At 68.0% G+C, this 11,537-nt stretch carries 13 protein-coding genes; 8 read left to right on the top strand and 5 right to left on the bottom strand.

From position 1 onward, the window contains the following. The first annotated feature begins 2 nt into the window (after window positions 1-2). From NBRGI_RS01320 to NBRGI_RS01300, 5 genes are read left to right on the top strand one after another with little or no spacing between them, the layout of a single operon-like run. Window positions 3-1,742, top strand: a complete 1,740-nt coding sequence (locus NBRGI_RS01320) for an HAD-IIIC family phosphatase (RefSeq protein ID WP_051727399.1) — start codon at window positions 3-5, stop codon at window positions 1,740-1,742. Next, on the top strand, window positions 1,732-1,980 hold the full coding sequence (locus NBRGI_RS01315; RefSeq protein WP_063632255.1) for an acyl carrier protein: 249 nt from the start codon (window positions 1,732-1,734) through the stop codon (window positions 1,978-1,980). Before NBRGI_RS01320 ends, NBRGI_RS01315 begins: the two co-directional genes overlap by 11 nt. Beyond that, a complete protein-coding gene (locus NBRGI_RS49560) occupies window positions 1,977-3,524 on the top strand; it encodes an SDR family NAD(P)-dependent oxidoreductase (RefSeq protein WP_029892403.1) in 1,548 nt (515 codons plus the stop codon). The genes NBRGI_RS01315 and NBRGI_RS49560 overlap by 4 nt, the downstream gene beginning before the upstream one ends. Then, complete coding sequence (locus tag NBRGI_RS01305; RefSeq protein ID WP_051727398.1) at window positions 3,487-4,446, top strand: ABC transporter ATP-binding protein; 960 nt, start codon at window positions 3,487-3,489, stop codon at window positions 4,444-4,446. Before NBRGI_RS49560 ends, NBRGI_RS01305 begins: the two co-directional genes overlap by 38 nt. Further along, window positions 4,433-5,224, top strand: a complete 792-nt coding sequence (locus NBRGI_RS01300; RefSeq protein ID WP_051727397.1) for an ABC transporter permease — start codon at window positions 4,433-4,435, stop codon at window positions 5,222-5,224. Before NBRGI_RS01305 ends, NBRGI_RS01300 begins: the two co-directional genes overlap by 14 nt. 3 nt (window positions 5,225-5,227) lie before the next feature. Here NBRGI_RS01300 and NBRGI_RS01295 read toward each other — a convergent pair whose 3' ends face one another. Further along, the gene (locus NBRGI_RS01295) at window positions 5,228-5,698 is read right to left on the bottom strand and encodes a hypothetical protein (RefSeq protein WP_148310643.1); all 471 of its coding nucleotides are present in this window, start codon (window positions 5,696-5,698) and stop codon (window positions 5,228-5,230) included. A 282-nt stretch (window positions 5,699-5,980) separates the two neighbouring features. Here NBRGI_RS01295 and NBRGI_RS01290 point away from each other — a divergent pair, with 282 nt between their 5' ends. Next, the gene (locus NBRGI_RS01290; protein ID WP_029892399.1) at window positions 5,981-6,376 is read left to right on the top strand and encodes a nuclear transport factor 2 family protein; all 396 of its coding nucleotides are present in this window, start codon (window positions 5,981-5,983) and stop codon (window positions 6,374-6,376) included. A gap of 148 nt (window positions 6,377-6,524) precedes the next feature. Here the strand turns inward: NBRGI_RS01290 and NBRGI_RS01285 are convergent, their stop codons facing one another. From NBRGI_RS01285 to NBRGI_RS47930, 3 genes are all read right to left on the bottom strand, one after another. Beyond that, window positions 6,525-6,725, bottom strand: a complete 201-nt coding sequence (locus NBRGI_RS01285; RefSeq protein ID WP_029892398.1) for a hypothetical protein — start codon at window positions 6,723-6,725, stop codon at window positions 6,525-6,527. A 101-nt stretch (window positions 6,726-6,826) separates the two neighbouring features. Further along, entirely contained in the window at window positions 6,827-7,723 is an 897-nt protein-coding gene (locus tag NBRGI_RS01280) for an aromatic prenyltransferase (protein ID WP_081877869.1), read from the bottom strand. 447 nt (window positions 7,724-8,170) lie between these two features. Beyond that, window positions 8,171-8,482, bottom strand: coding sequence for a hypothetical protein (locus NBRGI_RS47930; RefSeq protein ID WP_158439737.1), 312 nt, complete (start codon window positions 8,480-8,482; stop codon window positions 8,171-8,173). 75 nt (window positions 8,483-8,557) lie between these two features. On the opposite strand from NBRGI_RS47930, the gene NBRGI_RS43270 reads away from it, so the two are divergent. After that, window positions 8,558-8,995: a roadblock/LC7 domain-containing protein gene (locus NBRGI_RS43270; RefSeq protein ID WP_014984232.1), complete on the top strand. Its 438-nt coding sequence runs from the start codon at window positions 8,558-8,560 to the stop codon at window positions 8,993-8,995. Window positions 8,996-9,006: 11 nt separating this feature from the next. Beyond that, on the top strand, window positions 9,007-9,378 hold the full coding sequence (locus NBRGI_RS01265; protein WP_029892395.1) for a hypothetical protein: 372 nt from the start codon (window positions 9,007-9,009) through the stop codon (window positions 9,376-9,378). Window positions 9,379-9,466: 88 nt separating this feature from the next. On the opposite strand, the gene NBRGI_RS01260 is transcribed toward NBRGI_RS01265, so the two are convergent. Further along, a complete protein-coding gene (locus NBRGI_RS01260) occupies window positions 9,467-11,497 on the bottom strand; it encodes a TerD family protein (RefSeq protein ID WP_029892394.1) in 2,031 nt (676 codons plus the stop codon). Window positions 11,498-11,537 lie beyond the last annotated feature (40 nt).

Raw genomic sequence — 11,537 nt, 5'->3', positions numbered from 1 at the left:
CGATGGCCGATATCGCGGTGCGGATCGCACCCGCCGACGGGTATGTCGCGTGGACCCAGCACGCGAAAACGCTCGCCCGCGAACCGAACCCGCCTGGTGTCGCCGTCCGCTTGGCCGTGCTGGCGACCTACACCACCGACTTCCTCACCGAGCTGCTGCCGCTGGCCTGCGCTCGCGCCGGGGTGACCCCGGAGCTGCTCGAGTTTCCGTTCGGTCAGGTCGAACAGGTCCTGCTCGCGCCCCAAACGCCTTTTCGCGAAGGCGATTACGTCGTGCTGGCGGGCACACACCACGATGTCACCGGCTCGGTCGAGGAGACCGTGGACCGCTGGGTCGGGTTGTGGGACGCCGCGGCGCGTTCCGGCGTGCGGGTGGTGCAGCTCGGGTTCGCGCCGCCCGCGGTCGACGCCTACGGTGCGGCCGCCTGGCGTACCCCGCAGTCGCTCTCGCACCGGGTGCGCGAGATCAATGCGCGCCTCGCCGAACAGGCGACGGGCCGAGTGCTGTTCGTCGACGTGGAACAGCTTGCCGCCCAGGTAGGTCTGCGGCAGTGGGAGGACTCGCGCAGCTGGTATCGGGTGCGGCAACCGTATGCGCCGGACAGCCTGCCGTGGCTGGCCGCGGCGATCGCCGACACGGTCGCGGCCGATCGGGGCCGGTCCGTGCGGTGCGTGGTGGTCGACCTCGACGGCACCCTGTGGGGCGGCGTCCTCGGCGACGACGGCATCGACGGCATCCGGGTCGGCACCGGCGCCGAGGGCGAGGCCTTCGCGGATTTCCAACGCTATCTGCGGGCGCTCACCGAGCGCGGCGTGCTGCTCGCGGTGGCCAGCAAGAATGATCGCGAGCTCGCGTTGCGGGCCATCGACGAGGCGCCGGGCATGGTGCTGCGGGCCGCGGACTTCACTCACATCGTCGCCGACTGGCGGCCGAAATCCGAACAGCTCCAGGAGATCTCGCAGAAGATCCGGCTCGGCCTCGGCAGCATCGCGTTCGTCGACGACAACCCGGCCGAATGCGCCCAGGTCGTCGCCGCGCACCCCGAGGTGCGCGCGCTGTGCCTGCCCGCGGCGCCTGCGAAGTTCCGCGCCGCGCTGGCCGCGCTGCCCTGGCTGCATCCCGGGGCGCTGTCCAGTGCGGACTTCACGCGGCAGCGCTCCTACCAGGCGCTGGCCGCCGCCGAACAGATCGTGACGGACAACCTGGACGAGTTCCTGGCGAGCCTGGACATGATCGCCACCATCGAGCCGATCAACAGCACCACCCTGGACCGGGCCGCTCAGCTGATCGCCAAGACCAACCAGTTCAACCTGACCACCCGCAGGCACACCCAGAGTCAGGTCCGGAAGATGGCCGAGGATCCGCGGTGGTTCGCCGCGATCCTGCGCCTGCGGGACCGTTTCGCCGATCACGGCATCGTCGGCGTGCTGCTCGCCGAGGACCGCGACGATGCCGTCGAGATCGACACCCTGCTGCTCAGCTGCCGGGTGATCGGCCGGAACGCGGAAAACAATCTGCTGGCCGCGGCCGCCGAATGGGCGTTGGCGCAGGGCAGTTCGCGATTGGTGGGCCGGTATCTCCCGACCGCCCGCAACGCGCTGGTGCGCGAGCTGTACCCCCGGCACGGTTTCGCACTCGAGGCGGAGTCGGCGCAGGGGACGGTATACGGATTCGACCTGACGGGTGGCGCGCCCGCGCGCAGCCCGCACGTGCGAGAGGCGCAGACCCAACATGGCTACTGATGTGATGGAGCAGTTGCTCGAACTGTTCGCCGAAGTGGTCGGCGAGCCGGCCGCTCACGGCCCCGATACGGTGCGCGCCGACATGGACACCTGGGATTCGCTGGCCCAGGTGCGGTTGGTGTACGCGGTGGAACGCGCGTTCGCGGTCGAACTTCCGGAGAGCACGCTCACGTCTGAACCCACGCTCGCCGAACTCGCCGCGGCAGTGGTGACCGCACGGCGGGAGCGGGTGTCATGACGCCCCGTGTGTTCCGTGTGACCGACACCGACGTGGCGACCTACGCGGCCGCCACCGGTGATCGCAATCCGTTGCACGTGGACAACGATTTCGGCCACCGCTCGCCGTACGGCAGGCCGGTGGCGCACGGCGCGCTCGTGGTCACCTTGGCGCTGGCCGCGCTCGCCGAGACCACCGATCCCATGGCGGTGCGCGATATCCGGGCGACGTTCCGGCAGCCGACGATCCCGGGCCGCCGCTACGAGGTCGACTGGACGGTGTCGGAGAGCGAGGCTCGGGGCCGGGTCAGCTTCGGCGGCATCGAGGTGGTCGGCGTCCGGTGCCGGTTGGGTTCGGTGCTGCCGTGGTGCGGACCCGCCGCCGCGGGCCAACCGCGCCGAGATACCCCGCGCGTGCTCGAATTAGCCGACGTGGCAGGTGATTCCGCGCAGGCGCCGGGTGCCGAAGGCGGGACGTATTCGGTGGACTACCCGTTGATCGCCGCTTTGGTCTCGCGGGTGATCGGCGGCCGCGTGCCCGAACATGTCGCGGCCGTGCTCGGCTGGGCCAGCTACTGGACCGGCATGTGCACGCCCGGCCGGGACGCGTTGCTCGTCGCGACGACCATCGTGCTGCACGGGTCCGGTTCCGGCGCAGTGGAATTCGATACCGCCGCCCCCGAGGTGGACCGGCGCTCGGGGCTGGTCACCCTGCGTGCCGGCATGCGCTGCGGCGCGAGCGCCGACGTCACTGTGCAAAGCCTGATCCGGGAATCGGTGCCCGGACCGGACCCGCAGGAGCTGGCCGCCGTGCTGCCGCCCTCGGAGCGGCTCGCGGGCCGCACCATCCTGGTGGTCGGCGGCAGCCGAGGGCTCGGCGCGGCGGTCTCGCTGGGGCTGGCGAGTCAGGGTGCGCGGGTTCTGGTGAGTTGCACCCGCGCGCCGGAGGTGCTTGCCGCGGCCTCGCACGCCTATCGAGATCGGCTGTGGCCGGTGCTCGCCGACGCCAGCGACGGTTACGCGCTCGGCGCCGCCCTGCCCGAAGGTCCGCTCGACGGCGTGGTGCTGCTCGCGGCACCGGCGATTCCGACGCTGCCGCTGGCGCCGGACGCGGTCGAGACCGCCGCGCAGTTCATGGCGGCGAGCACCCGGCTGGTCTTCGCGCCGCTGTCGGTGTGCGTGCCCCGGCTCGACAAGGGCGCCACCGTGGTGCTGATCTCGTCGGAGGCGGTGCTGGCCCCGCCCCGCTGGTGGCCGCACTACGCGGCGGCCAAGGCGGCGGTCGAGGGGCTCGCGGAATACGTTGCGCGCCACCATCCGTGGCATGTCGTGGTGGTCCGCCCGCCGCGACTGTGGACCGACCTGACGAACACCCCGGGCGGGCGCGCGGTGAGCAACCCCATCGCGCCGGTCGCCGCCGATATCGTCAACGCCTTCTCCGCCGAAGACGTTGTCGCCGGAGAAGTTTCGGTGCTCGGCGCGGCCGGATGGGGCGCGCCCTGGCCACTGCTGCACGAGGAGGTGCGAGATGCTGGAGATCTGCGATCTGAACAAGTCGTACGGTAGGAAACAGGTGCTCACCGGAGTCGACCTGCTCGTGCGACCCGGCGAGATCGTCGGCCTGCTCGGTCCGAACGGCGCGGGCAAGACCACCACGGCGTCCATCGTCGCGGGCCTTACCCCCGCCGACTCGGGGACGGTCCGGATCGACGACATCGACCTCGCGACCGAGCCGCGCCTGGCCCGGCGCAAGCTGGGTTTCGCGCCGCAGGAACTCGGCGTGTACCCCACGCTGACCGCGCGGGAGAACCTGACCTTCTTCGGCAAGCTGATGGGTGTGGGCCGCAAGGAACTGCCCGCGCGGATCGATGAGGTCGCCACTCGGCTCGGCATCACGCCGTTTCTGCCCACCCGGGCGCACCAGCTCTCCGGCGGTCAGCAGCGTCGGCTGCACACCGCGATGGCGCTGCTGCACGAGCCGGACGTGCTGTGGCTGGACGAGCCGACCGTGGGCGCGGACGTCTCGGCCCGGCAAGACCTGCTCGACGAGGTGCGCCACCTCGCAGATCGCGGCGCGGCGGTGGTGTACGCGACCCACTATCTGCCCGAACTCGAGGTGCTCGGGGCCCGGGTGGTCGTGCTGCATCAGGGCCGAATCCTGGCGCAGGGGAGTGCCGCCGACCTGATCGAGCGCCACGCGCAGGCGGCGGTGAGCCTCGAATTCGCCACCGAGATCCCCGCGAGTCTCGGCGGGTTCCTCGCCGCGCCGGGCGCCGCCGTGGTCGAAGCGCGCCGGCTCGAGATTCCGACGAACGCGCCCGGCCAACTGCTCGCGCAGCTGTTCACCACGCTGGACACCGATACCGAGCAACTGCTTGCCGCGGAGATCCGGCACCCCAACCTGGAGAACGCCTACCTGGCGATCATGCGCGCGGCCGCGGCCGGCGACGACCAGCCCGTCGAAGGGATCCGAGATGCTGTTGCATGACTCCGCCGTCGATCGGGTGCGCGCGCTGTCCTGGGCGGACCTGCGCCGCATTCGGTCGGATCCGGCCCAGCTCATCGTGCTCACGGTGCTGCCCATCGGCATGATGGCGTTCCTGACCCCGGCGAACAAGGCGCAGCTGCGCTTCTTCGGCGGGTTCCCCAACGCCAGTGGCATCGAGCAGGCGGGGCCGGGCACCATCGTGATGTTCGCGTTCTTCATCACAACCCTGCTCGGCGCCTCGTTCTTCCGCGAGCACGAGTGGGGAACCTGGGATCGGCTGCGTGCCGCGCCCGTGCGCGCCGGGGAGATCATCCTCGGCAAATCGCTTCCGTCGGTGCTGTTCTCGGTGGTGCACCTGAGCATCCTGTGGCTGGTCGCCTTCACACTGTGGGACCTGCACAGCAAGGGCTCGGTCTGGCTGCTGCTCCCGATCAGCGCCTCGCTCATGGTGGCGACCTGGGGCTTCGGCATCGCGCTCGTCTCGCTGTGCCGCACCATCGACCAGCTCTCGATCATGGCGCAGGTCGGTTCGCTGGCCATCGGCGGGCTGGCGGGCACGATCACGCCGCGCGACACGCTGCCCGGTTGGGCGCAGGCTTTGTCGCCGTTCACGCCGCAGTACTGGGCGCTGAAGGGTTACCAGGACGTCATCCTGCGCGGAGCCGGATTCGCCGACATCGTCGTGCCCTGCCTGATCCTGCTCGGCGTCGGCGTCGTCGGCGGACTGGTCGCCCTGTTCCGATTCCGGCTCAGCCACAGCAAGGTCGGCCGTAGCTGAGCGCTATTCGATCGGCTGGGTGATCGCGTTGTGCTCGTCGTTGATCAGATGGAAGGCCGAGGCCAGGTCGTCCAGGGCGGTCTGCCAGAGCGATTCGGTGCCGTCGCCGTGCGGGTTTCCGCTGCTCAGGGACAGCAGCACCTGTGCGGCCTCGGCGGCGCGGGCCGCGGCGTCGAGCAGCACCGGGGCCTGATCGGAGAGATGGCGCGGGGCCAGCGCGTCGATCCGGTTGTGCAGCCAGTGCGCGTCGAAATGGGCCTGTTCGGTGGCGTTCTCGCCGTCCAGTGCGGGCTGGGTGCTCGCCGCGGTCCAGCGCCGGGCCAGCTCCTGCTGGTCCGGCGTGTTGGTCACCGCGCTGCGCAGTTCGCTGCTGAACACCCGTTGCAACAGCGCGGCCAGTTTGGCGCGCTCGACCGCCGGATCGCTGTTGTCGGTGGCGAGGGCATCGATATCGCCGGGGTCGATGTGCAGCACTGCCAGAATTGCCCTCAGTTGCGCGATCGTGGCCACTCAACCCCTGCCTTGTCTGCCTTGCCGAGCCGCTCCTCGGCACCACCCGACCCCCGGTACACGGAACGATTAACCAAATGATAGCCGCACGGTGTCATCGTGACACCGCAAACGCCGCGCGAATCGTCCGGTCGGATATGCGTGTCGGCTATGGCCCGCAACCGATCTCGGCGCGAAGTCGGTTGTGCCTTTGATCACTGCCCCCGCGTCTGGTCGATTTAGAATGATCACTCTAATATTGTGGGTATGAACAACAGAGATGTGGTGAATCAGTTCTATCTGGCGACACAGGCCAATAGCGGCGCCGCGATCTTGGCCGCCCTGCATCCGCAGTTCGCGGCCGAGGTGGCGCCGGGGATGCCCAGCGTGACCGACTTCGCGCCGCACGGTCCGGAGGTCGCGCTGGCCACGGTGTGGGGGCCCGTCGGCCAGGACTTCGATATCGCGCCCTACGCCGAGGCCTGGTACGACACCGAGGATGGCGCGGTGCTCGTCACCGGGCACTATCGCGGTACGGCACGCGCGACCGGCAAACCCGTGCGCGCGGAGTTCGCCCATCTGTGGCGCGTGGCCGACGGCAAGATCAGCGCGCTGCATCAATACACCGATACCTGGTGCTGGCGCGCCGCGCTGGCCGCCTGAGCGACTCGCGATACCGGGCAATCCCGGTGTGCGCATGGTGACCTCGTTCCGAAACATCGATGCCTACACATCTGAGTTCGGCTCGGTCACCCCCGCGGATTGTCGACACGCCGAAACAATCTCGGCGATGTCGTCGCGGCTCGGTCGCTCAGCGGATCTTGCTCTCGGCCGCGACCATGTCCAGGACCAGATCCTGCAATAGTCGGCAGGTGGTGTGCGCCTGGGCGATCAGCAGCTCCGACGATTCGGCCTCCGCAACATCGATGAGTTCGTTCATCTGATGGCACAGGGCGACGAGCCGTCGCACGACCTGCCGCCGCTCCCTGCAGGTGAGTACGTCGCTACGCATACCCTCCCCATCGCGGCGCGACGCCCACTCGTTTCTCCCCATTCGCCGGACACCTTGCGGCTGAAGGGTTGTCAGCGTCGCCGCCGCCGTTGTGCGGCGCGTCAGTTGACGCGGGGCGCGGTGCCGCCGGGGAAGGTGACCGGCCGGCCGGTAGCGTATTCGGCTTGGACCTTGTAGTAGCGATCGGTGGGGCCGTACGCGGCGTAGAAGACGAAGCCGCGCGTGTCCGGGTCGACGAAGGGCGCGCCCTCGACGAAGCGGGCCAGCACCGGATGCAGGTGGGTCGGGAAGCTCGCGGCCTGCACCCGCAGCGGGAAGCAAATGCGTTGCATGCGTGCGGAAGTCCAGGAGAAGGTGCGATAGATATTGAAGGTGCGCCCGAGTAGCGCGAGCTCCTCCTCGGTCGCCGCCGTGAAGTCGAGGTCGGCCAGGATCTCGGCGATATCGGCCGAGCCGAGGCTGCCCGGTTCGAAGACGTTCGAGTACAGATTCATCGTGCGGGCCGCGAAATCGACTGCGAGGATACCGATCCGGCCGCCGTAGCGGGACAGGTGCTCGGCGTGCGCACGGGCCGCCTCGGGTATCCCGGGGAAGGCGAGCATCTGTTCCACGCTCAGCAGTTCGGGGAAGATCAGCCAAATCTTCTGGACACCTTCGGACAGGGCGACATCGACACCGGCCCGGGCGGGCACGGCCGCGCTGACCGCGGCCAGCAGCTCCTCCATCGGATGTCCGGTGTAGGTGATCAGCCCGGCGTCACGCAGGGTGGTGACGAGTCCGGTCGGCTCGCCCGCGTGCATCAAACGCACATTGACGTCGCGCTCGGGCACCGGATGCGTGGTGGTGCGCACGGCGACAACGGAATTCGTCCACAGATCGGCGAGCGGCTCCAGTACGGGGTCCACGACCGCCGGGTCGTAACCGACCTCGGCCAGGCGCGCGTACTCGCGCAGATCCCGGCGCAGGCTGTCGAGCGTCACCACTGCGGTAGAACTCATCAGTCACCTCGAATATGCAACCGCCACAGGCTGCCCGAGCCGCCGATGGCTGTGGGAACGGATGGACCGACACGACGTCCGAGGGGACACGATAGTCGGTCTCGGCGCAGGATACGGCGAAGTGGGCAGGAAAGTTGAAGCGTTGACTGAGCGGGCGGTGGAGCGGCGTCTGGGCCGAGGAAACCGAAAGGTAGCTTTTCGCTGTCCGAGGCTGTACCGAAAGGTATTGAAACTGTTGGGTATTAAATACTGCGAGGTATATTTAGGACGTATCCTCGGTAAATGCCGCGCTGCTGCGAATTCCCCCCGCGTTTGCCGTACAACACGCGGAGACGGTGTGTAGCGTCTGGAATCCTCAACCCTTACAGAACAGGCGAGGAGCGCGTGCTCGATATCGACGGCTGCCTTGCGCGCATTATGGATATACCCGGTGCGTGCAGTACGACACTAGTGGACGGTACGAGCGGTCTCGCGATCGCCGCGGCGGGTCGGCACGACCTGGTCGATCAACACGAAGATGCCGCTGCCACAACCGATATCGTGCGTTCGGTGTTGCACTGCACGGCGCTCGCGACCGGTTCCGACGACACCGAGATCATCGTATGCGGAACGCACGCCTATCACCTCTTGAACCCGCTGCCCGGAGATTTCGCCGGGCAGCTCTTCGTGCACGTCCTGTTCGATGGTGACACCGGAAATCTGGCGCTGGCCCGATACCGGCTGCGGGGAATTCTCGCGGAATTCGCTGCGGCCGATCATGAGCGTTGAGGCGCAAGTCCGAGGGGCAGCTTGGGAGGACCCGTGACCGCGCGAAGGAAATTGCTCGGAGATTTGATGGGAAGGTTGACCAAGGTGGCGATGACCGCACCGGAATTGAACACGACCGTACTGGGGGAGCTGAAGCTGCTTCGCGAACGGGTCCCGCAGCTGACCGGCGCGCTGGTCGCGTCCAGCGACGGGTTGCTCGTCGCCCACGATTTACCACCGCACATCGAGCCCGGCGGCATGGCCGCCCTGGCGGCCGCGCAGCTGTCGCTGTCCTATCGGCTGACGACCACCGCGCACGGTGGCGGGTTCCACGAGGTCGTGGTGCGCGGCAGCGAAGGACACGTGGTGATCTACGCGGCGGGGTGGACCTCGCTGACCGTTCTGGCCGGGCCCGACGTGAATGTCGGCCGGCTGCACCTGGAGTCACGGCCGGTGGCCCGCGCCATCGCCGACCACATGCTGGCGAACGACTTCGGCACAGACCAGACAACACACACCGAATGAGAGGAACAGACATGTCCAATCTGGATCTGTCGCTGAAAGACATGATGGTGATCGACGGCGCGCTCGGCGCCGCGGTCGTGGACTACAACAGCGGGATGGCGCTCGGCACACTCGGCAGTTCCAAAGCCCTCGATCTGCAGGTCGCCGCCGCCGGCAACACCGAGGTGGTGCGCGCCAAGATGCGCACCATCGAACAGCTCGGCCTCAACGAAGGCATCGAGGACATCCTTATCTCCCTTTCCAGCCAGTACCACATCATCCGTCCCATGAGCGGCCGAAAATCCAAGGGCCTGTTCCTCTATCTCGCCCTCGACCGCACCCGCGCCAACCTCGCCCTCGCCCGCCACCGCCTAAAAGGCATAGAGGAAGACCTCGAGGTCTGACCCACCGGTAGCGCCGGCGCGGCGGCCCCTCGCCGCCCGGGTTTCCCGGCCGGGCCCGTTCGTCGCGCCGGTTCGGTCCGACCCGAGATCAGTCCTCGGCGGCGGCCACCACGTCCGCGACCGACGGTTCGGGTTGTTTCGGTGCAGCGGGCACCCACCCTCGTAGCGGCTGCACGACCGAGCCGTAGAAGGCATCGGTGGCCGAGGTCACGCTGGCGATGAAACTCGCGGCGGTACCCGACCGTCGGCTACCCATCGGAAACGTCTGCTCCAGCGCGAAGGACACGATCGAGCCGACGCGGTCGTTCGTGAGCACCTTCGGGTCAGCCCGCACGGTGGCAAGGTGTTCGCAGGTCTCGTTTCCTCGTTCAGCGAAGACTGCTTCGACTTGGACGTCGCCCGGTGCGCTGCTCAATTGCCTCAGCAGCCAAGCCAATCGGCGCCCCGAAGTGCCTTCGTTCGGTGCGTCCAGCGTGGTGCGGCAGCGGATCTTGTTCGTTCGTACATCCGCGACAACGACGAGATCGCCCGCGGTATCGGGGATTCGCAGCACTGCCTCGAAACACCCGTCGGCGGCGAGGTGTTCGGCCACCGCCGCACTCCGGGCCCGGGGATCGGCGCGATGCCTGCGAGGCAGCACATGCGTGACGGTCACCCCGAGCTCGGCGGTCAGCCGCAATGCGAGGTGACGCGACAGCGCGACCCAGGTATCGGCGACGGTCAGAGCCTTCTGATCACCGGCACGCAAGGTGCCGGCGACAACGGCGTCGCGGACCGCGACCCAATGCCTACCCATGTCGACGAATTCCGCTGCGCCTGACCGCGGATGATCCAGATAGCGCAGGAACTCGCGCAGGATCCAGGCGTGCAGGTCGTTGTCGATGCCGCCGTGCGAGAGCAGCATTCGCGCCTCATGCGCCACCTCCGACCAAGACAGGTGTCGCAGTGCGACCTTGGTGAGTTTGCGACGGTCCACCTCGACAGGGAGCTCGCCCGGCCCGGCCGGAATGTCGTTCGACAGGCTGACCACTACGTCGTACTTCCTCTTGCGCGCCACGTCGAGGTAGCTCTCGAGCTGGTCGCGTCGGAGCTTGCCGTTGCCCGTCTTGACCTCGAGCAGCCCCGTCCACACCCGGCTACCGCGCGAGACCTTGAGCACAGCGTCCGGAATGACCTTCGAATCGCCTCGCTCGTACTGCACCTCGATGTAGCCCTCGAAAGTGCCCACCGGCGCACCCATTCGGGCGCAGACGGCGCGTGCGAACGGACGTACCGCTTGCATAGTGGCGACGAGCGCCGAGGTGGCGCGTCGCTCTTGCTCTTCACCCGCACCGACGCCGACGACCGAGAAGAGCGGAGCCGGCTGCCAGGAGTGGAGTTCGGCGAGTTTGAATTCGGTCGGCTTGGCTTTGCGTGGCGCTCGTTTGGCGGTGCGGACACCGCGAGTGCGGGTTTGCGGGCGGGTCACCGGCGCGGTGTCCTGCGGCGGCGCATCGGCTACCCTGACGACCTCGATGGCCTCGGCTTCGACGGGCAGCGGGTCCTCGGCGGGGGCGATCTCTGCGATCGTGTCGGCGGCTTCGTGGTCTTCATCGATGGCGACACCGAAATCTGTTGCGAGACCGGCGAGTCCGGAGGCCCAGCCCTGCCCGACAGCACGCACCTTCCATTCGCCGCCCCGCCGGTACACCTCGCCGAAAACGAAGGCCGACTCCGAAGTCGCATCGGCGGTCACGTACTCCGCCAGGGAATACCCGGCGGCATCGACTATTCGAAGGGTCAGTTTGCCGAGGTTCCCAAAGGTCCCGTTGCCGACACTGCCGACCAGCGCGACGGTGTGGACCGCGGCGGAAACAGTCGACAGATCGATCGCGATGCGGGCTTGCGCGCCCGCTTCGGTCGCGCTCGTACCGAGAAACCGGACCGAGCCGTCCGGTGACTCCGGCTGGTTGTAGAAGATGAAATCGCTGTCGGCGCCGACCTTTCCGTCAGCCCTCAGCAACAGCGCCGATGCATCGACCTCTATCTCCGACTCGGACCATCCGATCACGACGTCGATCTGAACCACATCGTCCGGCAATCGAACGTTCTGACCTTTGGCCAGGATCGGAGATGTCACAGAAAGTCACCCCTTGTGGTAATTCGGCACGCAAGCCATT

Origin of the sequence: Nocardia brasiliensis IFM 10847, from assembly GCF_000710915.1 — a bacterium.
In the GTDB taxonomy this organism is placed as follows: Bacteria; Actinomycetota; Actinomycetes; order Mycobacteriales; family Mycobacteriaceae; genus Nocardia; species Nocardia brasiliensis_A.
The sequence above is the reverse complement of the archived record's forward strand: the minus strand, read 5'-3'. Positions and strand labels throughout refer to the sequence as shown.

Coding starts and splice junctions, on each gene's coding strand:
- NBRGI_RS01320 (WP_051727399.1), top strand. CDS start 3: ATGGCCGATATCGCGGTGCGGATCGCACCCGCCGACGGGTATGTCGCG.
- NBRGI_RS01315 (WP_063632255.1), top strand. CDS start 1,732: ATGGCTACTGATGTGATGGAGCAGTTGCTCGAACTGTTCGCCGAAGTG.
- NBRGI_RS49560 (WP_029892403.1), top strand. CDS start 1,977: ATGACGCCCCGTGTGTTCCGTGTGACCGACACCGACGTGGCGACCTAC.
- NBRGI_RS01305 (WP_051727398.1), top strand. CDS start 3,487: ATGCTGGAGATCTGCGATCTGAACAAGTCGTACGGTAGGAAACAGGTG.
- NBRGI_RS01300 (WP_051727397.1), top strand. CDS start 4,433: ATGCTGTTGCATGACTCCGCCGTCGATCGGGTGCGCGCGCTGTCCTGG.
- NBRGI_RS01290 (WP_029892399.1), top strand. CDS start 5,981: ATGAACAACAGAGATGTGGTGAATCAGTTCTATCTGGCGACACAGGCC.
- NBRGI_RS01285 (WP_029892398.1), bottom strand. CDS start 6,725: ATGCGTAGCGACGTACTCACCTGCAGGGAGCGGCGGCAGGTCGTGCGA.
- NBRGI_RS01280 (WP_081877869.1), bottom strand. CDS start 7,723: ATGAGTTCTACCGCAGTGGTGACGCTCGACAGCCTGCGCCGGGATCTG.
- NBRGI_RS47930 (WP_158439737.1), bottom strand. CDS start 8,482: ATGATCGGCCGCAGCGAATTCCGCGAGAATTCCCCGCAGCCGGTATCG.
- NBRGI_RS43270 (WP_014984232.1), top strand. CDS start 8,558: ATGGGAAGGTTGACCAAGGTGGCGATGACCGCACCGGAATTGAACACG.
- NBRGI_RS01265 (WP_029892395.1), top strand. CDS start 9,007: ATGTCCAATCTGGATCTGTCGCTGAAAGACATGATGGTGATCGACGGC.